Source organism: Amphritea sp. 1_MG-2023 (genome assembly GCF_030547545.1).
Taxonomy (GTDB): Bacteria; Pseudomonadota; Gammaproteobacteria; order Pseudomonadales; family Balneatricaceae; genus Amphritea.
On record NZ_JAUOQE010000016.1, the window covers coordinates 70,212 to 92,764 of the forward strand.

General features: G+C 50.4%; 16 protein-coding genes. 5 read left to right on the forward strand and 11 right to left on the reverse strand.

Annotated features, from left to right (window positions below; translation table 11 throughout):
- Positions 1-185 precede the first annotated feature (185 nt).
- The 9 genes from Q4488_RS10300 to Q4488_RS10340 form a co-directional block, all read right to left on the reverse strand.
- Positions 186-1,238 (reverse strand): glycosyltransferase family 2 protein, encoded by a 1,053-nt coding sequence (locus Q4488_RS10300; protein ID WP_303580383.1) that lies wholly within the window; start codon positions 1,236-1,238, stop codon positions 186-188.
- Entirely contained in the window at positions 1,238-2,530 is a 1,293-nt protein-coding gene (locus Q4488_RS10305; protein ID WP_303580384.1) for a lipopolysaccharide biosynthesis protein, read from the reverse strand. The genes Q4488_RS10300 and Q4488_RS10305 overlap by 1 nt, the downstream gene beginning before the upstream one ends.
- The gene (locus Q4488_RS10310) at positions 2,527-3,756 is read right to left on the reverse strand and encodes a glycosyltransferase family 4 protein (RefSeq protein WP_303580385.1); all 1,230 of its coding nucleotides are present in this window, start codon (positions 3,754-3,756) and stop codon (positions 2,527-2,529) included. The genes Q4488_RS10305 and Q4488_RS10310 overlap by 4 nt, the downstream gene beginning before the upstream one ends.
- The gene (locus tag Q4488_RS10315; protein ID WP_303580386.1) at positions 3,756-5,057 is read right to left on the reverse strand and encodes an O-antigen ligase; all 1,302 of its coding nucleotides are present in this window, start codon (positions 5,055-5,057) and stop codon (positions 3,756-3,758) included. Before Q4488_RS10315 ends, Q4488_RS10310 begins: the two co-directional genes overlap by 1 nt.
- Positions 5,012-6,472 carry a hypothetical protein gene (locus Q4488_RS10320; RefSeq protein WP_303580387.1) on the reverse strand — a complete coding sequence of 487 codons (1,461 nt, stop codon included), beginning with the start codon at positions 6,470-6,472 and terminating at the stop codon, positions 5,012-5,014. The genes Q4488_RS10315 and Q4488_RS10320 overlap by 46 nt, the downstream gene beginning before the upstream one ends.
- 11 nt (positions 6,473-6,483) lie before the next feature.
- Positions 6,484-7,737 (reverse strand): polysaccharide biosynthesis/export family protein, encoded by a 1,254-nt coding sequence (locus Q4488_RS10325; RefSeq protein ID WP_303580388.1) that lies wholly within the window; start codon positions 7,735-7,737, stop codon positions 6,484-6,486.
- Positions 7,738-7,745: 8 nt separating this feature from the next.
- Positions 7,746-8,087, reverse strand: coding sequence for an STAS domain-containing protein (locus Q4488_RS10330; RefSeq protein WP_303580389.1), 342 nt, complete (start codon positions 8,085-8,087; stop codon positions 7,746-7,748).
- Between the two features lie 295 nt (positions 8,088-8,382).
- On the reverse strand, positions 8,383-8,799 hold the full coding sequence (locus tag Q4488_RS10335) for an ATP-binding protein (protein ID WP_303580390.1): 417 nt from the start codon (positions 8,797-8,799) through the stop codon (positions 8,383-8,385).
- Positions 8,800-8,802: 3 nt separating this feature from the next.
- Positions 8,803-10,083, reverse strand: coding sequence for a PP2C family protein-serine/threonine phosphatase (locus tag Q4488_RS10340; RefSeq protein ID WP_303580391.1), 1,281 nt, complete (start codon positions 10,081-10,083; stop codon positions 8,803-8,805).
- Between the two features lie 485 nt (positions 10,084-10,568).
- Here Q4488_RS10340 and Q4488_RS10345 point away from each other — a divergent pair, with 485 nt between their 5' ends.
- The 3 genes from Q4488_RS10345 (at position 10,569) to Q4488_RS10355 (ending at position 16,408) form a co-directional block, all read left to right on the forward strand.
- Positions 10,569-11,381, forward strand: coding sequence for a phosphate/phosphite/phosphonate ABC transporter substrate-binding protein (locus Q4488_RS10345; RefSeq protein WP_303580398.1), 813 nt, complete (start codon positions 10,569-10,571; stop codon positions 11,379-11,381).
- A 107-nt stretch (positions 11,382-11,488) separates the two neighbouring features.
- The gene (locus Q4488_RS10350; RefSeq protein ID WP_303580392.1) at positions 11,489-14,887 is read left to right on the forward strand and encodes a PAS domain S-box protein; all 3,399 of its coding nucleotides are present in this window, start codon (positions 11,489-11,491) and stop codon (positions 14,885-14,887) included.
- Between the two features lie 81 nt (positions 14,888-14,968).
- Entirely contained in the window at positions 14,969-16,408 is a 1,440-nt protein-coding gene (locus tag Q4488_RS10355) for a sigma-54 dependent transcriptional regulator (RefSeq protein WP_303580393.1), read from the forward strand.
- An 86-nt stretch (positions 16,409-16,494) separates the two neighbouring features.
- Here the strand turns inward: Q4488_RS10355 and Q4488_RS10360 are convergent, their stop codons facing one another.
- Positions 16,495-19,041, reverse strand: coding sequence for a bifunctional diguanylate cyclase/phosphodiesterase (locus Q4488_RS10360; protein WP_303580394.1), 2,547 nt, complete (start codon positions 19,039-19,041; stop codon positions 16,495-16,497).
- Between the two features lie 783 nt (positions 19,042-19,824).
- Here Q4488_RS10360 and Q4488_RS10365 point away from each other — a divergent pair.
- On the forward strand, positions 19,825-21,135 hold the full coding sequence (locus tag Q4488_RS10365; protein ID WP_303580395.1) for a Coenzyme F420 hydrogenase/dehydrogenase, beta subunit C-terminal domain: 1,311 nt from the start codon (positions 19,825-19,827) through the stop codon (positions 21,133-21,135).
- A 473-nt stretch (positions 21,136-21,608) separates the two neighbouring features.
- Here Q4488_RS10365 and Q4488_RS10370 read toward each other — a convergent pair whose 3' ends face one another.
- Positions 21,609-21,944, reverse strand: a complete 336-nt coding sequence (locus tag Q4488_RS10370; protein ID WP_303580396.1) for a 50S ribosome-binding protein YggL — start codon at positions 21,942-21,944, stop codon at positions 21,609-21,611.
- Between the two features lie 14 nt (positions 21,945-21,958).
- On the opposite strand from Q4488_RS10370, the gene Q4488_RS10375 reads away from it, so the two are divergent.
- On the forward strand, positions 21,959-22,084 hold the full coding sequence (locus Q4488_RS10375) for a hypothetical protein (protein ID WP_303580397.1): 126 nt from the start codon (positions 21,959-21,961) through the stop codon (positions 22,082-22,084).
- Positions 22,085-22,553 lie beyond the last annotated feature (469 nt).

Here is a 22,553-nt window from a genome sequence, read left to right on the forward strand (position 1 = left end):
TTGGCCCTTATTAGCACGGTATATCTGGTTTTTAATCTAATAAAGCAAGCCTTGTGCCAGTATCTTTATTGTTGCTTAACTTATTGATATTATTTAATAAAATATTATGTTTACGGTTCAAAACCCGCATTGAAAATGTTATTTGCATTTTGCAACGCAGGTTGAGTCGTAAATATCGCGTTATATCATAGGCGCGCCGTGGCGGGTTTGTATTGTCGTTGTCGCAGGTCTCGCTGAATACGCCGCTGTTGTAGGTAGCCAATGACTTTATTGGCTCTCTTTTCGAGGCGTTCGTATACGCTAGGTAAGCGGTTCAATAGGTAGGCGGCACCGGCCGTGACTAACGTGCGGGTCGGTTCTTGTAAGGTGATACGCCAGTGATTATGTAGCGCCTTGTGTAGCAATGAGACGGCGGCTTGACCGGAGCGCAGGCGAATAGCCTGACGTGACAGGTAGCGAAGTTGATAGGCGCGGGCGATCTTGTGCCAGTCACGAATAAAGGTCGGCGCATAGGCGCGGGTTTTTTCCACCACCTGCTCCCAGGATGCTAGTTGTTGATATAGGCTGGCCGAAAGACCGCCTTCGTTGAGTCGATATAGCGTCATCGGCTGTGGAATTCCCTCTATCTTCCATGAGGTTGTCAGGGCAATTCGCACCCAGCATTCGATATCTTCTGAGCGGCGCAATTCGGGATCAAAGTAACAGGTCTCGAGGCCTTCAATACTGTCGGCCGTATAAGCGATCTGATTCAGTAGCTCTTTTCTCAATACCGGAGCGGAGCCATTACCGATGGGGTTTCTGCAGAATAGATAGCCGGCATCGATATCCGTCAGGCGCGGCATCTGATAACACCGAGTGCGCTGACCGTCGGCGGTGATAAAGGCCGAACGACTGAAGGATAGTCCCACTGCCGGGTTCTGCGTTAAGTGTTCGGCATGCAGTCTGAGCTTATCGGCTTCCCAGCAATCATCAGAATCGATAAAGGCGACATACTCGCCACGGGCCTGACGTATACCACTATTACGCGCCCCTGCCAGCCCTCGATTTTGGCTATGACGAATGATGCGTATTCTCGGGTCATCAAAGCAAAGGCAGATCTTCAGGCTATCATCGGGCGAGCAATCATCGACAATCAATAGCTCAAAGTCGCCACAGGATTGGTTCAATACCGATTGGATTGAGTACGCGACAAAGTTTTCGACGTTATACACGGGCATGACAACAGTACATAAAGGCATCAGAGTTTCTCCAATAGGGGGTTCTGCATAAAAGAATGTTGGCGCAACAGCTGATGGCACCAGAGAACGAAGCAGGGCGCGAAGACCAGCTGTGACACGAGTACGGCGATGGCGATATTGATCAAGTCGCCGTTGGTCGCCAGCAGTAGTGCGCCAATGTAACCGAGGGTAAATAGGTTTTGAGCGCGGCTATCGGCTGCTGGACGGTTACAGGCCCGCAGTAACTGAGAACAGCTTTCTGTGACGATGCGCGGTATGGCTGACAGGCAGAGTAGGGTGAGTAGTGGCATGGCGCCGCGCTCAAGCCACTGTTCGCCGAAAACGATGGGCACATAATAGGGAGCTGCAATCGCCTGTAGTAAAATTAACGGCACGAGCACGATTGCGATGAGAGCGGTGCTGCGCAAGGCACGCTTCAGTAGTTGCTCGGTCTGTTGACTCAGTTCACAAAGGTGTGGGTACAGCGATGTGGTGGCGGCCCTCAGCAGTCCCTGTGAGATGCCTAAGCCTGCATTAAAGGCGAAATAGTAAATGCCAAGCGCTTCAACACCGAAGAAACGGCCGATAATCAGGTAATCGATATTGTTTCGCAGCGCTGCCAGCAGATCGATCCATAGCAGGTGTTTACCAAAGCTGACGATAGTGCGCCATCCGCGTAGTGTCGGTGTGGTGGTGATGCGCCATGGGTGGTAACGACGAACCTGTATGACCCAGATCGGTACCACGAGCAGTTTTGGCAATACCAATGCCCATAAGCCAAACCCGGCCAACAATAAAATCAGCGTGAGCAATGTGTCGGCCAGCGATTGACTCATGTCAACTTTAGCAATGTCTTTCAGTCGATTTTCGCGTATTAGAAGGGCCGCCTGAATCGTCCCGCAGGGGAGCAGCAAATAGCTGAAGGCAAGACAGATAATCGGTAGCAGCAGATCCGGATTGTCATAAAATAGCGCAATGGGGTAAGCCGCGCCGATTTGCAACAGTGTCAAACTGCCGCAGAGAATCCAATTGAGCCAATAGCCACTGTCACTGAGCCCTGTTACCTCATGCTTACTGGCCTGAATCAGCTTGCCGGAAATGCCGCCATGGGACAGCACATGAACCATTTCATTGGTGGCCAATACCAGTGCCGCTAGGCCAAAGACCTCGGGGCCGAGTAAGCGTGCAGCGGTGATCGTGGTGATGATGCGTAGCAGTCGATTACTCATCTGAGTCCCCGCCATCCATGCGAGGTTGCGAGCCAGGCGGTTATCGAGGAACCCGCGGCTGATGCGGCGAAAAAGAGTGCTCATTGGACCGCCTGCTGAGGTGTTTTTTGGTTGAGTACGTCGGCATAGATCGCGGCCATACGGGTGGCAATCTTTCGCCAATCGTAATGCTGATCGAGTTTCTGTCGTCCATTATCGCCAAGCCGCTGACACAGTGTCGGGTTGGTTAGCAGGGTCAGTAATGCATCAGTCAGAGAGGCTGAGTCGGGCGTGGTTAATAGACCATCATGTTGGTCAGCAATCACGCTGCGCAGTACCTCAATATCGGCGCCGATAACCGGTTTGCTATAGTGCCAAGCTTCAATATAGGTGACGCCTAGGCTCTCCTGAGTGGAGGGAACACACAGCATGGTGCAGGCATCCAGCGCGTCATTTTTAGCACTGTCGCTGATCTGATCGAGAACCAGAACACGTTGGTCTGACTGCTGTGCAAAGCAGGCGATTGACTCGTTTGTTTGTGGGCCGATAAACACGAAGCGAGTCTCTGGCAATTGGGTCCAGACCTTTTGGGCTGCTTCGAGTAGTTGACGGTAACCCTTGCTGTCGACATGACGGCCCAGAAACAGCACCATCGGTGCCTCACCAAGGCCGTGAGCCTGACGAAACCTAGCGCCATTTGCCGTTGGCGTCAGTAATGGGCCTACTGGGCAGATATAGGTTGAGCTGGGGCGCGCACCGCGTTGAATCAGCCAGTCGCGTTCATAGGCGGTCATGGCGATTAGCGCATCGGCTTCACGATAGAGGTGCTTAAAGCGGTCGGATGACCAAGCTTGCCCTTCGCGAGCCTCGGTGTGCGCCAATGGCGTCCAGATAAAAGGAATATCACGTTGCCTAGCGGCCCACAGGGCACTTTCTGCGACGGTCGTCAGGCCGTTGTAAACCCCATGAATCAGATCGCGATCATGGCTGGCATCGAATAGCGCTTGGCGTGCTAGTGGCCGTAAAAGTTCATCATAGATAGGACGAGCCGCGCGCAGGTGAGGGTGCAGTCGAGCTAACCCCTGCATCAGCATTGATGTCACGGCTGGCGGGCCGACGCGCTGCACATCAACGGCGACATCATGACAGCTAGAGCGGCCTGCTTTGGCACTGGCCGCTTCGTTACTGATACCATTGGCGCTGTTATGGCAAACGACTCGCACATCAGCGTAGGGTTGTAGTCTCTGCGTCAGTTCCCGTGTATGTAGCTCTGAGCCACCAACGGCGGGCCAGTAGCGGGCGAGTGAAAAGAGTGGGCGTATAGGGGTCATTATGATGCCTTCGGTGATTGTAATGGTGTTAACGGCGCGGAAGTTGGCTGCTGGGCGATGGGCACCGAGCGACCATGAGCGATACCGATGAGCAGTAGCGCGGGCCAGATTAGGTAGGCAAGAATTTCTAAGTTCTCGCCAAATGTGTACAGCATGAGCAGGGCGCAAGCACTAAAGCCGGTGCGGATGAGTGGGTCATGTCGCGCGTTGAGTCCGAGTAACAAAAGGCTCCCGAGCAGCGGTATCGCCAGCGCGGCAAAGCCAACGATGCCTTTGACGAAGAGCAGGCCATACCAGCTGTGATGACTGCCGATAGGCATGTATTCAACTAAATGAGGCCCGCGTTCAACAATGCCATGTCCCCAAATGGGGGCTTCATCGCGCCAGCGTTGAATCGCGATACGTGCCAATGTGGCGCGCACTCGAGTGGAGTCCGCCCGGGCGCCTTTAAAGGATTCCCAAAAATCACTGGCCATCTGTAGCAGCGTGATGCCGATTAAGGCGAATACCGTGCTGGCGGCGCTGGCGAGTATGAACAGACGTGGGCCGCGAAGAATGCTGAAGGCCAGTGGTAACCCCGCCAACACGATCAGACTGACGGCGGCCAGCCGTGATTGCGACATCAGAATCATGGCGATACTGGCGCAGATGCCTATCCAGCGCCATTGACGCTCCTTTTCTTGCATCGCGAAGAGAAAGAAAATATTCGCCACAAACCCCAGTGCGGGAGCCCACGGGGTGAATAGCCGCCAGCGAGGTAGGCCGCTTCCTGGATCGATTTCATACAGTGACACGGCAAAGAATTCCGGCCCGGGCCCACCGATCACCTTGAGTGGTGATACGTAAGGCGTTCCGGGTAATCCCAGCAGCCAGGCAAAAATAAACAGCGGTAACAGACAAAGAGTGTGTAGACACACCACCATCGCGGCACGATAGACAATTTGAGGCCTGATCGACAGGCTACCGGCGAGGACAAAGAGCGCCAGTAAGGCCCAGCCTTTGGCCCAACCGATAGATGATTTTATCAGTTTAGGCAGGCCCAATTGCCAGTCGAGGTGGCCAACGATCAGTGCCAGTAGCATCAGTAACATGCCGCAGATCCATAACCAGGTTGCCAGCGGAATGGGTGCCAGGCCTTGCGGTTGGCGACTGCGTTTAAGCACCAGTGCAAACAGCAGCCAAGCGAGTACCGGCCCACTGATGTAGAGGGCGCCGATAAAGTAGAGCGGATAGGTCGCGGTGAGCGCGACCCACACTAGGCGCTCTTCAGTATTTGCTGGAGTAAGGGCTTGCGTAGCCATAATAGGAGTAATCCCCAGAGAATGATGAGAGTGGCTGCAGCCCCGCCCGTTAATGCGAGCTTGGTATGCAGGTTGTCCGGTGCCGCCGGTAGTGTTGGCTGTGCTAGCATCTGGATCAGCGGATAAGAGGCAAAACGATCGATCTTGCCGATATCCTGCTTGGCGAGTGCGGTAGAAAAGACCGCCGTTGCCACCTGCTGCTTGCGGGATAGATCTTCGAGTTTGATGGCATTGCTAGCCGTGGTATCGATGCGGGTTGCAAGGTCGGTATTCCATTGTTGCACCGCCGTGAGTTGTTGCTCGATGCCGGTATATTCGGCCTGTAAAATAATCAGCTGCTGCAATAGCTCGTTTTCCAGGGCATTGCTACCCAGATCAATGAGTTCTGCAATGCTGATTTTTTTAAGCCCGGTGATGCGTCGACCACGCTCGATAATTTTGCTTTGGATCGAGTCGTGTGTTGCCTGTAGTTGCCGAAGGTGGGGATTGTTCTTCCCCAATGTCGCGTCGACGCTACTGATCTGGATATGGATATTGGCATGCTGCGCCAACTGTTGCTGGAACAATGCATCATTACGCAGGGTGACCGCATGACGAAGCATCTGTTGATCCAACGTCAGATTGTCGAGCATGCTGCTGATTTGTGATTGAAGCTGTTCACGCTTGGCTTTAAGTTGTTCAGCCTGATTCTGATTTTGCTCTAGCCGCGAGATGAGCTGATTAAACTGTTCCACCGAAATGATGCCGGTCTGGGCCTGATAATCGAGTTTCTGTTGCTGCGCCCGCTGCAGTTTGGCGTCGAAATCGGTAATGGTGGAAAGGCTGGCTTCGGTAATGCGTCTGGCTTCATCATTACGCAGATCTTCTAACTGTTGTTGTAATGCCTCATACAGTGCCAGTGATTTTTGTTGTGCGAGTTGAGCGCTGGAGCCCTTGACCTGAAAATGGATCATGGAGGTCTGGTCGACCAGTTTTATCCGCGGTGTGCCAAAGTCCGTTGATGAAATAGATACTTTGTTAGCGGCTTCTGCCAACACCGGCAGGCTGGTTGCTATTGCCTTATAGTTTACGATCGGGTCAATTGAACTGTTGCTAAAAGGTGATGCATTGTTCGAGGTTGCCTGACCGATGCTGTCAATATTGACCGTCTGACCGTTGCCTTTACCGGGCAGGATCAAGGTCCATTCGCTGGTGTAACTCACAGGTTTGAGCATGATCATCAGGGTGATCGGGCCCCAGACCAGCAACAAAGTCCCTGTCATTACCAGTAGATAGAGCCGGCGTCGACGTGCTGGTGGCAGGCTGGTGCCATAAACCAAGGCACGCATCAGCAAACCATGGTGACGTGGTTCGCTGGCGTTATTAGCGCTGCTATCAGTGATAGGCTGGTCGGCTGCTACTGTCGCGTTAGTCATCCGTGTTTCCCTCAGAACAGCAGCGTGAATGGCAGGATGAGGTCCGTGATAGTACGGCCAATATCGCGCAGATTACTGATATTAGAGTCGTAACAAACGACACTATCGTTCGGCATCAGATAAGGGTTCAGATCGAGGCGGTCGGGAGAGCGCAATAGTCCCTCGATATCCCGTTCAATGGTCATGGCGCGTTGCGAAACCGGATCCTGGGTGACCAGTACCGCATAACGGTCACTATTAGTGGATGCACTGCCGCCAGCACAGTTGCCCGATACCACCGCGTTGTGTAAGCGTGCTCCGTAAGGCAGGCTGGTGGCATGTTCGCCGACCGCGGAACTGGCATTATTCATTGCCGGCACCGTGAGGTTGGAAATAAACACACGAATGCCCGGTGGGGTGATCGCTGAGTTTTTTACCAGTTCTCGTTGGGGGCTGCCGGTGCTGTTGATACGGATCTGATCATTATGCATCAGCGTAATCGGTTGGACAGGGTAGCCGAGTACGATGCCGCTGATATCCAGCGAGTAGGTTGTTTGTCCACGAATCAATTCAATGCTGGTGAGATCCGCATCGGGACGAACACCGCCGGCGGCGCGCAGGGCGGCGGTCAATAAACGATCGGCCCCCATATCACCACTGGTATCCAGACGTCCTTCAGCCCGATCATCGGCCTTACGCTGGTTGATTGTGTGTTGACCCGGCTGAAACACGGCACCGGAAACATAGACTTTGACTGGTGCCCACTGCAGCATCATCAGGCTGACATTCGCCATGCCGTGGCGAAACATACCGGCGTTTTCCAAGGCGTGATTGATACGGCTTTCCAGTTCGGCCATGCTCAAGCCTGCTGCGGGTAATACCGGTAAATAAGGCAGCTTGATAGTACCGTCGATGCCGAGAGTGAAGACGCCATTGAAGCCCTGTTCGGTGCCGTTAGTGACGCCATTGAAAAGCGCGTCATTGGGCATGATTAGACGCAGACGATCTCCGGGGGAGAGCGGTGGACGCTCAGATAGTTGCGATGCCATCGAGCTGCTCTGCGGATGCGGCATAACATGCGCGGCTGTCTCATAGCCCAAATAGGGCAGCGCCGGGCTGAGGTATTTAACCGGTTGGTTGGTTTGACGTAAAACTTCCGAGAACCAATGCCCCCGGGTAGCAATGTCAGCATCACGCGACTGAGACAAATAAGGTTTGGCACAACCACTGCACAGACTGATGAGCGTCAGGGATAACACCAGCGATGATAATTTGCATTTCATCATCAAATGCCTCATGCCGCCTGCAGGCTATGAATGGCAGACTGCGGATCTTCATAGATATCAAAGATCTGATGCAGACGGGTGAGTTCTATCAGCGCGCGAACGTTGTTTTGTGGTTGCAGCAACACTACCTGTCCTTGTTGACGGTTTACCTGTTTGTAGATCGCTATCAACACAGCGAGGCCGCTGGAATCGAGAAAATTAACTAAACTCAGATCGATGATCAGGAAGTGATTTCCTTGGTCGGTCAACTCGGTCAGGGCGAGACGGGTCGTATCGGCGTTAGACATCACAAGTGTTTCGGTGAGTTGTACTGTGACGACTTGCTGATGGCGGCTTATATTAAGTTTCATGTGGTAATCCCCAAGTGGCTAGCGATAAGTAAAAAGTGTTTATATGCAGGGTTATTCAAAACGCGTGCCAGCTGTCGATTATTTTTTTAAGTATTTGTTTTTGTTGATTAAATAATAGCTTTTTGAGCTAATTGTTAGGCCTGGCTAATCGTGGATATTGCAAAATGCAAATGACATAGAGGGGGCTTTTCGCATTTTGCGAAGCAGTCTTATGCGTGGTTTTTATGTTTAAAAAAAACCGCATCCTATGGGATACGGCTTTTCCGGGGCTTGGTCATTTTATCGGTGGGATGTTTTAGCGTTTGTAGTGGCGCAGTAAGCGCAGGTGGTTGACGCCGTCTAGGTGACGGTAGTGGATTTGATCCGTCCAGAGCCGCATGATCTCAGAGCCACGCCCTGATTCTTTTAGTAAGTCGATGCTGGTGTGGCTAGACGTCTGATACCGGGCGGCGGTGTGGCTGATATCGATGATGATCTGTTGTGAATCCAGAGAGCATTGAAGATGAATCGGATTATTGTCGAGGCCGCTATGTTGCAGGATATTATTGATCGCTTCTGCCAGACAGACCGTTATTTGAAACGCCACCTGATTATCAATAGCATGGTCATCACATTGGGCGGTGAGCCAGCGACAGGCCATATCTGCGGTATGGTCGCTGATATCAAACGTGGTCGCATTATTGGCGACAGTATCTTTTGCGCGCGGGCTCATGCATTACTCCTGTGATGTTAATGGTGGGCGCTCTAGAATCAGCCATGAGATATCGTCATCCGCAGGCAGACCCTTGAGTAATTTATCCGTATCGGCGATTAGCGTCTGGCAGAGGGTATCGGCCGGTTGGTGATGATAATGGTCTAGCATCGTCATCAACTGAGGCGTTGACATCTCCTCGTGGTTGTTGAGACGGCAGCTGAGTATGCCGTCTGAATAGATTAGTAGCTTGTCTCCTGGTTGTAACTGGAATGCGGTGCTTTCATAGTGGGCGGGGTCGATCAGTCCTACCGGTGTTCCCCCTTGCCCTAGCTGGATTACTTTAGCCTGTTCTCCCTCTGAGGCTAGCTGTAATGGATGAGGGTGCCCGGCTTGGCACAAAAGACCATCACCGCTGGTCAGATCAAATACGCCGTATATCATGGTGAAATAGTTGCGACACTCGTCTTCGGATGGGAAGCGTTTGTTAAGTTCAGCGACAATTAGCTCAGGAGAGATAGGCTGTGTCACTTGATGTTCGTCGGTCACGGTTAAACACAAACCATGACTGGTCGGGTCGGCCAGAAAACGCGAGAGTGAAAATGACTGCATGGCGGCACGCGCACCATGGCCGGCAATGTCGATATGATAGAACGCTACATGGGTGTCGGTGAGTGGCAGGACATTATAGCTGTCACCACCAATGCTGGTAGCCGACTGCAGATAATGAGCAAACTGTAGACCTGGGTATTGGCTGCTGTTGCTGGGCAGCAAAGAGCGTTGTAGCTGTTCTGCCGCTATCAGATCTTGCTGAATGGCGTTGCGAAGCTTAGATTCCCGCGCCAGCGTCTCTGAGAGTTGTACATTTCTGTGATTCAGTTGCGAACGTAGGCGTACGATCCTTGCGCCTGCTTGGACGCGTGCCCGTAACTCCTCACCATTAAACGGCTTGCGAATATAGTCATCTGCACCGGCATCAAGGGCTGCGACAAGATCACAGACAGCGTTTTGCCCAGTCAGTAAGAGAAAGTAAGGGGGTATCTCTGAATGCGCTTGTAGCGTTGTTAATAGCTGCATGCCATCAACAACAGGCATGCGCCAGTCACTGATAATTAACCCTACCTGAAGCTGCTCCAACAGCGACAATGCGACGGCCCCATTTTCTGCCTGCACAACGTCAAACCCTTGTTTCGTGAGCATGGCCACTAAACGAGCTCGTTCGGCTAAGACATCTTCGACAACGAGGACACGTTGCCATAAGGGCGTTGCGTCGGAAAATTTTTGAGTCACTTTATCTGCCAGCATAAGGCCTCCTGTTTGCATAGACTAAGCAGTAAATGTGCCAACCCGTTTTTCGTCATACTGTGGCTGACGGCTGGATTTAAGGGATACTGATGGGAAAAAAGCGCCATCGTGGTGATCGATCGAGATATGCTTTGCAATTTGCAAATCAAAAAGAGAATCGTTCTGCGTCAAATGCGGCGTAGGCTCGCAGCAGGGTGGTGAAATATGTCGCACTCGCTAGACTTGAGAGAGGTTTGAGCAACTTGGCTTGGCGATTGCTTAATAGTTAAACGTAGGTAGTTAGAAACAAGTAGTTAGAAATAATTAATTGAAAGCAATTAGTTCAACATAGCTACTTGAAAGCAATATAGTTGCACGGCGGCTATATTTCACCAACAAGGGTTCATATTGATATGTTCGACATGCGGATTATTTTATCAAATGCGCTGTTACGTACAGTGGTCTTATTTCAACGCGTTAGGACGACGGGGCTGCTGATCGTGAGCATGCTGTGCATAGGGGTACCGGCCTATGCGGCGAAATTATCGCCGCCGGAACTAGTCTTCGGTATGGTGCCGCAGCAGGCGGCTTTCAAAATGGCACGAGACTGGGCGCCCTTATTACGGGAATTAACCGCGTTAAGCGGCGTGTCGCTGCGGTTTGCGACGGCACCCGATATTCCAACATTTGAAGCGCGCCTGCAGGCCGGCGAATACGATATCGCTTATATGAACCCCTATCATTATACCGTGGTGAGTGATGCGTTAGGTTTTCGTCCTTTGGTGAAAGCGCGTGATAAGCGTATCGAGGGCATTGTGGTCGCGAGTAAACAACGATCCTTGCATGGACTGGAAGACCTTGCCGGTGAGCAGCTGGCGTTTCCTGCGCCGGCGGCGTTTGCTGCGACGCTGTTAACCCGCGGCACGCTTGGCGTAAAAGGCATTCCCTATCAAGCGGTGTTCGTCAACTCACATGATGCGGTGTATCGAAATGTAGCCGCAGGCCGCTTCATTGCCGGCGGCGGCATTCAGCGTACATTTGATGCGCTGGAGCCGCGTATTCGAGAGCAATTGCAGGTTATTTGGCGTTCGTCGGGTTTTACCGCACATGCTATTGCTGCCCATCCTCGAGTCGATGCTGCAGTGGTGGCGCAGTTGCGGGCGGCCTTGGTTCAGTTAGCCTCAACCGAGGCTGGTGCTGCTGCGTTGCGGCCCCTTAAAATTAAGGGGTTTGAAGTGGCCGTTGATAGTGATTGGAATGATGTCCGTGCTTTACACCTACAGCAGGTATTGGGTGAGCGAGAAGAGATAGGCGAGTAGAGATAGTCGATTAGAGTATCAGCCTAGCACTGAAGTCCTGTTGAGTGATGCTTGGTTTAATGAGTCCTTATTGAGCGGTTTCTGCTCATAAGCAAGAGGCGTTTAGCATGTCGTTCCGAATAAAAATGATGTTGAGTATTGCCGCGATTGAGGCCGTCTTTCTGTTAATCCTTGTGTGGCAGTCACTGGTGTATCTGGAGAACAGCGTTGATGACGCGGTGTCGCGGCGGGCAGCAGAGACCGTTAGCCTGTTTGCTTTAATGAGTGAGAATGCGGTGATTGCTTCCGATCTCGCCACACTGCAGGAGATGGCGGAACAGGTGGGTTCATTCCCTGACGTGGCTTACCTTAAAATCGTCGATAAGCAGGGTGTGATGGTCAGCACCGGTGATCAGACCCACCAAGATGATTTACGCCATTTAGATGAAGCGCTCGGAAATGTCGATGATGGGGTGTTTGATGTTCATGCAGATATTCGTCAGGGAGGCTTATGGTTTGGCACGGTGCATCTGGGGTTGTCGGTGGCGCCGGAACACCTGTTGATGAATGATGCCCGTCAGTGGCTGGGGACGATTGCTGGGGCTGAGTTGTTATTAGTGGCGTTGGTTTCTATTTGGCTCAGCAGTTATTTAAGCCGTGGCGTAAAGAGCCTCACCGCTGCTGCCAAAGCCGTCACCAGTGGGCATTGGCATCAACGAGCGACCACATACGGGAATGATGAATTTACGGAGGCGGCGAAGGCATTTAACCTGATGATCGAAAAGATTAATGCTGAGCAGCAACAGTTGCAGCAGCAGTCTGAGGATCTAAATAGGTTAAATCAAAAAATTGCCGGCAGCGAAGGCTATTTGAGTACGGTGCTTGAATCGCTAGTTGATGGCATTATCAGTATCGATAGTCGCGGTAATATTCATCGCGTTAATCCCGCCGCTGAGCGAATGTTTGGTTATGATCAGGACGAATTGCTCGGGCGCAATATTAACCTGCTGATGCCAACGGCGAATCATCAAAAGCATGAGGATTATCTGCAGGCCTTTATGCAAGGTGAGCTGGTGGAGACGAGTAATCTCAGCCGCACGGTGATAGGGAAACGTCAGGATGGTAGTGAGTTTCCTTTCGATCTATCTGTCTCGTATATGCGTGTTAATGGCGATCATTATTTGATTGGGCAGTTTCGAGACAAGACTGAACAGCAGCAGTTGGAGGCGCTTGCTCGGCGTTCTACCAAGATCAAATCGATGATCACCGATGCCAGTCTCGACCCCATGATAACGGTGGATATGGACGGCCGAGTAGTGGAATATAATGCTATCGCGGCGCAGGTCTTTGGTTGGTCGAGTGACGAGATTTTCGGCTCTATGTTGGAGGATTTCATTATTCCGGAGGAGATGCGGGAAGCGCACCGTCGTGGCATGGCGCATTTTCGAGAGACGGGCCACGGGCCTTTGATTGGTGGTCGCGTTGAAGTGGAAGCGATACGTAAAAACGGCGATCGCTTCCCCGTTGAACTGTCTCTCGTGGCAGCCGAAATTGATGGGGAACGCTTAGCGACTGCCTTCCTGCGGGATATCAGTGGCCGTAAACAGGCTGAACAAGAACTGATCGACGCTAGAGACGCTGCCGAACAAGCCTCAATGGCAAAGTCTCGTTTTCTGTCGCATATGAGTCACGAAATCCGTTCACCGTTGAATGCGGTCTTAGGGGCCGTTAATTTGGTGGCCGAGCGGGTCAATAATGCAGAGCATCAACACCTTTTAAAGACAGCGCAAAGCGCAGGTAGAGCACTACTCTCGGTGGTTAATGAGGTGCTGGACTTTAGCAAAATTGAAGCCGGCCATATGGCTATCGTGGCCACAGACGCAGACTTGACGTTGCTTGTCGATGAGCTGCTACGTTCGGCTTATGCGAGCGTAGACAGTAGCGATGTCGAGCTGCTATCAAGTATTGATCCGACGCTGGGGCTGGTCACGGTCGATCCGGATCGGTTGCGTCAGGTAATCAGTATTCTGGTGGATAATGCCATCAAGTTTACCGCTCACGGCCTCGTGATGGTGGATATCTCGAGCGAGCAAAATGCGCAAGGAGATGACTTTCTTTTAGTCTCGGTGAACGATAGCGGCGTGGGTATTCCTCCAGAGCATTTGGATCAGGTATTTAATGAATTTGAGCAGGTCGATGCGACTCGCGACTCACGCAATGGTGGTACCGGTCTCGGGTTAACGATCGCGAACAAACTGGTCGAGTTGATGGGTGGCGAGATCAAGGTGGAAAGCACCATCGGCATCGGCAGTCGCTTCTTTTTTCGACTGCCGGTGACCTTGAAGCCACAAGGCAGCCATGCCGATTCTAGTAGGGTATGCGGTAAGGTGTGGATAGTCTCTAGCAACACCGTACTGTGCCGAGCCTTTGCTAATAAATTAGCCTCGATGGACGTAGAGTATCATCGCTGTTCAAGCGTATCGCAATTACAACACGCCTGTGAGGCCACTGGCCTCAGCGCCGCCGATACCCTGTTGATTGACGATCGTTGTTTGCATGTCGCATCACCGCAGCTGTCTTGGCTTTCCGATAGCATCGCTAGGAAACTGGTGATGAAACGTCCAGGTGTGGATCTGCCCGCAGGCTTGCAATGTGATGTGGTGCTTAAGCCGCTGTCGTGCAGTGATATCTGTTATCGAATGAATCACGCCGGTGATCAGCCGCTCGGCTCCCGTCAGCCGAAAACTCCCATGATGTCTGGACATATATTGCTGGTGGATGATGTGGCGACTAATCGTCTGGTGGCCATTGAGTTACTGAAGAGTCGTGGGTTTAAGGTAACCCCGGCGGTCGATGGTCGTGACGCGTTGAATCAGGCCGGCGTACATCATTTTGATCTCATCTTGATGGATGTCAGGATGCCGAATATGAACGGTATCGATGCGACTCGGTGCCTACGTGCAGAAGCCGGCCCGAATCAGCAGACCCCTATCATTGCGTTGACGGCTAACGCTGAAGTGAGTGAGATTGAACGTTGTCGCCAAGTGGGTATGGATGATGTGGTCAGTAAACCCTTTGATATCCAGCGTATGATGCGAGTGATCGAAGAGCATCTTGTGTCGCCGGTGGTAGATGAAGACAGCATGATGCTAGCGTCGTTTGACGATCGTCAGCCGTTACTGGATACCCAGGTAATCGATCAGCTGAAAAAGGACACCTCTGAGGCGGCATTGCGGCCGATGTTGGATATGTTTATTGATGAGTTGCAGAGCCGTTCTTCTGCCCTGAATGCTGCTCTATTGGCGGGTGATGCGACCACCGTGAGAGAACATGCTCATGCCCTAAAAAGCTGTTGCGGTACCTTCGGTGCCATCCATTTGCAATCCTTAGCTGAAGTGATGGAAACGGCCGGACGTGATGGCGATATGGCGACAATACAGGCCCATAGCAGTGAGTTGCTGCACATTTGCAGCGCCACTCAAGAGGGTTATGCAAGCTATCGCAATCACTTGCCTCCGTTAACCTGATGAGGCTACTATGATCGACTCATTCGTTACGCTACGGTGAGTGTGACGCAAAGGTTATTGATTGAAAGGGATAAGTCAGTCATGGTGGATCGAACCTCGTTAAATCATCTCTTGCTGGTAGAAGACAGTCAGTCTACGGCAATGGTGTATCGTAGTTATTTAGAAGCCGATTATCGGGTCACCGTGGTGCATGACGGTGCCGATGCGTTGGCGGCGATCAATGACAATCACTTCGATCTGCTATTACTCGATGTGCGTCTGCCTGATATGTCCGGCTTAGATATTCTGAGAAAACTGCGCGCATCGGACCATCACCTGCCTATTATTATGATTACGGCGCATGGTTCGGTCGATATTGCGGTGGAGTCGATACAGTGCGGGGCCTCAGATTTTCTGACTAAACCTTTTGATGCGGCGCGTCTAAAACTAACAGTTGTTAATGCACTTAAAGAACGTCGTTTAAGTGAAATTGTTGATCAGTATGAAAAGACCTGTGTGCGTGACCGGTTTCATAAGATGTTCGGCGCTGCGTTAACGATGCAGAGTGTCTATCGGATTATAGAAAGTGCGGCCAGCAGCCGTGCGACGGTGTTTATCACCGGCGAGAGTGGCACCGGCAAAGAGTTATGTGCAGAGGCGGTTCATGCCGAAAGTCAGCGGGCCGACAAGCCCTATGTGGCTCTGAATTGCGCGGCGATACCTCGCGATTTATTGGAAAGTGAGATTTTTGGTCATATTAAAGGGGCCTTTACCGGTGCCTTAACTGCTCGTGAGGGGGCGGCGTCTAAGGCCGCCGGCGGCACACTATTTTTGGATGAAATTGGTGAAATGCCGATGGAGTTGCAGAGTAAGTTACTCCGCTTTATTCAATCGGGCACCTTTCAGCCGGTAGGGAGTAGTCGAGAGGTGAGCGTTGATATTCGTTTTATTTGTGCCACTAATCGAGATCCCTTAGAAGAAGTGCGCGCAGGCCGTTTTCGCGAAGACCTTTACTATCGTTTACATGTGATCCCCATTGTTATGCCGCCTCTGCGTGAGCGTGGGCGCGATTGCCTGCTCATTGCGAATGAAATGCTAGCGGAATACAGTGCCGATGAAGATAAATCTTTTAGCGGTTTTACTGCCGAGGTGGCGCAAATTTTCCTCAACTATCGCTGGCCGGGTAATGTGCGTGAGTTGAGTAATGTGGTGCGTAATATCGTTGTCTTGAATGATGCTGAACACGTCTCGGTCGATATGTTACCTGCGCCGTTGAATACCTTGAATCTCGATGATAATCAGGCCAATGTCGTACCGCCTCTCACACGTGCTACGGATGCGCCACCCGTTGACCCTGATGCAAGAGCAAGCCGCACCCGTGAAAGTGATACCATCGAGCCTTTGTGGTTAGCAGAGAAACGGATTATTGAGCGAGCAATTGCTCAGTGCCAAGGCAATGTGCCGCGCGCGGCCGCATTCCTAGAAATCAGTGCTTCAACCATCTACCGTAAAAAACAGCAATGGGAGCAAAATGCGGGCTAGCGGCTTCATCGTAAGGGATGCAGTGTGGCTGATATTAACCTCATGCGCTTCGAGCCTGTTGATCAGGCCGAAGTGAAAAGCATCTGTCACCCTTTTAAGTAACGTGACTCAACCAACTCACTGGCTAATGGTTTGCTATGTAAGAACCCCTGCACCTGATCGCAGCCTTGATGAATAAGGCTTTGTTCTTGTTCTAATGTTTCGACACCTTCCGCAATCAGGCTCAGATTCAGCGCTTTGCCTAAAGAGATAATCGCATTAACAATAGCGACCCCATCCATATTATCGGGCAGTTCATTGACAAAGGATTTATCAATTTTCAGCTTATCAATGGGCAGTTTTTTTAGATAACTGAGCGATGAATAGCCAGTGCCAAAATCATCGATGGCCGTTCTAATACCATCTTTACGCAGTTTGTTAAGTGCTTCGCTGGCCTTAACTTCGTTTTGCATAATAAAGCTTTCGGTAATTTCTATTTCCAACCGTTCTGGATCAAACTGGCTGAGTGTGAGGATCTGCTTAACGTCTTTGTACAAGTCACTATGAATGAGCTGTGAGCCCGACACATTGACGGCTATGCGGCCAAAATCATAGCCCGCGTCTAACCAGGCTTTACCCTGCATACAGGCGGTTTTAATGACCCACTTGCCAATCTCTAGAATCATCCCCGTTCTTTCGGCTATAGGGATAAACTTCATCGGCGAGACTAAGCCGATGTCGGGATGTTGCCAGCGGATAAGGGCTTCTAGGCCGACCAGCTGATGCGTTTTAATATCAAACTGTGGCTGATACACCAAAAACAGTTGCTCATGTTTAATCGCTAGCCGCAGCGCATTTTCAATCAACATACTTTCTAAGGCGACCTCGGTTAACGCCTGCGAATAAAACTGATAGCGACCCGACCCCAACGATTTTGCTTGAGTCAGGGCGGTATCGGCATTGCGCACTAACATTGAAATAGAGTCGCCATCGGCAGGGTATAGGCTAATACCGATACAAATACTTAAGTAGATGAGCTGCCCGTTCTGCATAAAGGGGTCATTAAAGGCAGCATAAAGCTGTTCCACCACCTTATGAATAACGGCTGTATCCTGTACATCTTCAATTAATAATTTGAATTCGTCACCGCCATGCCTCGCCACGGTGTCTTCGGTACGTACACACAGCTTTAAACGTTTAGAAGCCTGTATGAGTAGGTCATCGCCGATATCAAAGCCTAAGCTTTCATTGATCAGCTTAAAGTTATCGATATCGACGGAAAGGACACACAGCTGTTGATTTTTTCGAGCACTTCTATCGATCGAGTGTTGCAGACGTTCAGTGAATACCGTCCAGTTGGGCAGCTCCGTTAAAGCATCGAGGGTGCTGAGTTTAATGATGGTCTCTTCACTTTGCTTTATGTCAGAGATATCGGTAAACACACCCACATAGCCTTGTAATCGTTCCTGATGGTCGGTCAATTTATTAATGGTTAGAAATTGAGGGTACACCTCACCAGCACGAGTGCGATTCCAAACCTCGCCTTGCCATTGGCCATCCACGACCAAGGCTTTCCACATATTTTGGTAGAAGTTACGGTCGTGACGCCCCGATGACAATACACGCGGGTTTTTACCCACAATATCGGCGCGCTGATAGCCGGTAATCGCCGAAAAAGCGGGGTTCACATCCTGAATGCAGCCATCAAGATCCGTCGTCATCGTTCCTTCAGAGGTACTGTTGATGATTGAAGCTGCTGTATGAAGCTGCTCTTCGGCCTGTCTTTGTTGCGTGATATCCGTTGCCACAGCATAAATGAGGTTTGATTCTGAGGGGCAGCTCGCGGACCAAGACAACAGATGATACTCGCCATGATGATCTTTGCAGCGGTTTTCAAATGACAGTGTTGTGTTGTTGGCTCTCGCTGACAGCATCGCGTTGATGGTTGCATCGGTGTCGCTTGGATGCACGAGATCCAACAACCACAGCCCTTCTAGGTTGACAGGACTATAACCTAAAAGAGATTGCCACCCCTGATTAGCTCGCACGATGATGCTGTCGAGATCAGTAATAATATTAAGATTGATATCGAGATCAAAAAAGCTATTGACGGCTTTTGTCGCGGTCACCTTTTCAGTGATATCTTCTACGATCACCACCATGCGCGACCAAGAACCCTCACTATTCAAAGCGAGCGTTGTATAGGTTGAGGCCGCAAAAGTAGAGCCATCAAAACGGGCAAACTCGGTTTCACTCTTGACGGAGGTTTGCCCGTTATAATACAAAACGAGATTTTTTTTGATGAGATCTAAGGCGGTGGGTGTAAATACCTGCCTAAAATTGGAGATTAACTTATCTGGAGAGTCTGCGCCAAACAACTCACAGGCAGCACCATCGACCGACTTTATAGATATTTGTTCGATGATGGCATCGATGTTCTTTGGCGAGGCATGAAACCAATCGCTTAACTCGCCCTGATAAGACTGCATCACCGTGTCGATATGTTGTTTCGCTAACGAGAAATCCATTTCAACAATCGCGACGGGTAACGCTTCTAACATCGAGGTGTTTTTATTATGTAAGTCGGAGAGTTGTTTTTTACTCGACTTAAGATCATCAATAACCCGAGCCGTTGCAACTTTTTCTTTCCTCATCAGGCTATAAATTAGCACGCCAGTGATACAAACAAAGATCCATCCTTTAAGCGTCTGCAGCGGTGCATGCAAGGAGCTAGGTAAGGCTAGTACAAGGCCATCAGATAGGACTATCCAGAGAACTGAAACGACGACATATATTAACGTGATATAGAGGGGATAATTTTTTGATTTCATTGAGTAACCATACAAAAAAGCTACAAATATCCACCTTCCGTAGGGGTATCAAGCTATAAATAAAATGCACTAACACATATGAAAAATAAGCTTATAGCATGCAGATCATAACTGCACTCTATATAACAGTCTTAATCAATCACCTTGGGTGCATCGATATTGATAATTTATTGGCCACTCTCATCTTAGCTACAAATGATAGGATCGCAATATTCGACACCTCAGCGCGTCTATAGGCACTAGAATGAAAGGCGAGTAATGCATTGCTTTAGCGACAACTCATGCTTTTAATTCGAAGCAAGAAAGAACCGGCTTCTCCAGCCTCTTGATAGTGGCTTTACCAGCGATCACTGGTATCAGGAGGGGCATTGAGCAAAGACCTAAGAAAGGTGCGAATAAGTCAATTAGGCCTCTTTACGACATGTAATCTTATTCGCACCTTCCTTAGGGATAAGTGATCGAAAAAGCTGATTTCATCTAGTCAAATATTGATTTGATTGAATTTAGCCTTGGGGACAGGCTAGCGATCATAAAAATGATCATGCAAGACAAAAGGGCTTCGTTGGTGGGTCTGAATATCTAGGCTGTTACCTGAGGAAAATGAAAATGTTTGAATATACTATCCCGGTGAAAAATATCCCTAATCAGAAAGCGTCTAACGGGATAAAACCGACGGCCAAACAACGTCTGTACCGAATAGTACAAGAAGGGCTCTGTACGGGTTGTGGTTTGTGTCAATCAATCGCAGGGCCTGAGTCGATTCAAGTACGCACACAGCCGACCGGCTATAAGCGGCCCGCTGTGGTGGGCAATCTGAGTGATGCTGTAGTAGACCGGATCTATCAGGTTTGTCCTGGCATTAAGGTCAGTCTTGATAAGCATGTTAATCAAACGATCGATCAAGACCTGATCTGGGGCCAAAACCTGCACAGTGTGATGGCTTGGGCTGGACAACCTGAGGTACGTTTTAAAGCATCAACGGGTGGCGTGATGACGGGTCTGGCGCAGTATATGATAGCCAGTAAGGAAGTAGACTTTGTATTGCACGTTAAGGCGTCAGAGACCGAGCCGGCCTTTGGTGAACGGCATCTCAGTTTTACCAACGCTGATGTGATCGAAGCCTCGGGCTCCCGTTACGGGCCTGCAGCACCGCTAATCGATATCGTCAAACTGTTGGAAAAAGGCAAGCCGTTCGCATTTATTGGTAAACCTTGCGATGTATCGGCCCTGAATAACTATGCCAAGTTCGATGCTAGGGTTGAGCAGCTTATACGTTACAAGCTGGCAATTGTCTGTGGCGGATCTATGTCACCATCCGGACTGAACGCGTTTCTGTCATCGCTTGGGGTAGCGCGCCAAGACCTTGCGCATATCCGTTACCGTGGTCATGGTTGTCCGGGGCCGGTAAAGGTAAAGAATAAAGGAGGAGAGATATTCTTGCGCAGCTATAATGAGTTTTGGGGCGAGGACGAAAACTGGTCGATCCCGTTCCGTTGCAAGACCTGTCCGAACGGTATTGGTGAAGGTGCAGACTTAGCGGCCGCCGATAGCTGGCCGGGCAGTCTGGTGGATTCGACGACCGAAAAGGATGATCCGGGCAGCAATGCGGTGATTATTCGCAGCGGCAAAGGTGAGCAGTTGATGCAACGGGCCGTGAAAGCTGGCTTTATTGAGCAGGGCGATGAGATAACTGTTCGCGATCTGGACTTTTTTCAACCCCACCAGGTCAATAAAAAACAGGCCGGTAAAGCCCGTATTCAGGCTTTACAAGAAGAAGGTGGGTTGGGTATCTGTTATGATGGTCTGCGCCTTGATCAGGCTGCCGAATCAATGGATGAGGCGTTTTTTGAGTATCAAAAAGAGGGGACCCGTCGTCGTTTCCTTGCCGGCCATGCTGACGAGCCAACACCGCTTTAAGCCGCTTATGTCGTAGTTCGGTGATTGCCGGACTTGTGCACTGTTAAACAGCGATAACAAACAACGACTGCTGGGGTAATCCTCCCTTTATTAGCAGATGCTAAAAGTAGAGGTTACTGCGTGAATGCTCAGCGGTCAGTGAGGTTGGTTGGATTTCACCCAATCCCTTATAGCGACTATACAGCAAGGCGATAACAGAGAAGTCCAGAGCGTCCTCACACAGTTATCCACAGGATATGTGAGTAACTGTATGGCGCTGATAGTTGTAGCCAAAGGGGTGTTCGCTTTTGAGCGTTTGTCTCTTTCTGATTGGAATGGGCGCAGTGAATCAGCAGGAAAGCGCCAGCTTCTTGAAAACGGGTGTCGTAACATTCGACACCCATTGAGGGGCTATTTCTAATCTATGGGGATGCTTTTTAGAGCCTGCCGCTTAGTCGGTGACCTAGTCTTCTGATACAGCAACAACCAGCACGTTAAGCTTGATTAATGTCTATCAACTCGCCAACTTCGTAATTCTCAATAGTGGCGTAAGTGCCACACCAATCAGACAACGCTTGTCTCTGACTCTCTGACGGAGATTCATAGCGCTGTTGAGAGAGTACATGGCCCTGAATTCCGTCAGGATCTGAGTACCCAAAGTAGGTCAGTCCTTGCTTCTCAAGTTGGTCAACAAAGCTCGCAATGAATGCGTCCAAATCACTCTCGTTGTTAGTGGATAGCTTTACCTGTATCTCAAAGAGGTTCACGGCAAATTCACCCAGGAACAGTTTTTTGCGTAGGCGGCGGTTGTGCTTGTTTCGTACTTTCATTATGGATAATCCTTATGAAATGGTATCTGTGTGGGTGGGGTTTGTGGAATAAGGTCGCTAGATTAGGCGCTCATACGACCAATTTAACGCTAGCTGCACTCAATATGACGCTTGAGAAGGCGTCTTCATCCACCGGTTAATAAAAAGGGGAGGGCCAGAGTAAAGGGAAGATACGCACAAGTCCAATTTTCAGTTTATAGCTGCATAGCTATGCTACGACACGATAGGGTCTGTCGAGTACTGATAAATAGTTATTCGCGGGTTTCCTGGGGCTTGGGTAAGGGAAGCTGCGGATAACACAGGCTTTAACCTCTTTACTCTTTACATGACGGCAGGTTTGTCACCACTAATCAGGTGGCACAAACTTATTGTGCAACTGTAGTCACAATATTTTCTGGTCGCTACAGTAATAATGAGTCGGGAATCAAAATAAGAGAGGCAGTGTGATAAAATTGATGTAGCTGCTATAGGGAAGGTGCGAATAAGTCAATGACGCCTCTGGCTTACAGAGAAGCGGGAGATCAAGGCAACCGTTACAGGCATACTGGTTGTACGTCGAAAAATGTTAACGCCGAGATCCTGCTTCTCTGAAAGCCCCGAAGGGCGGAT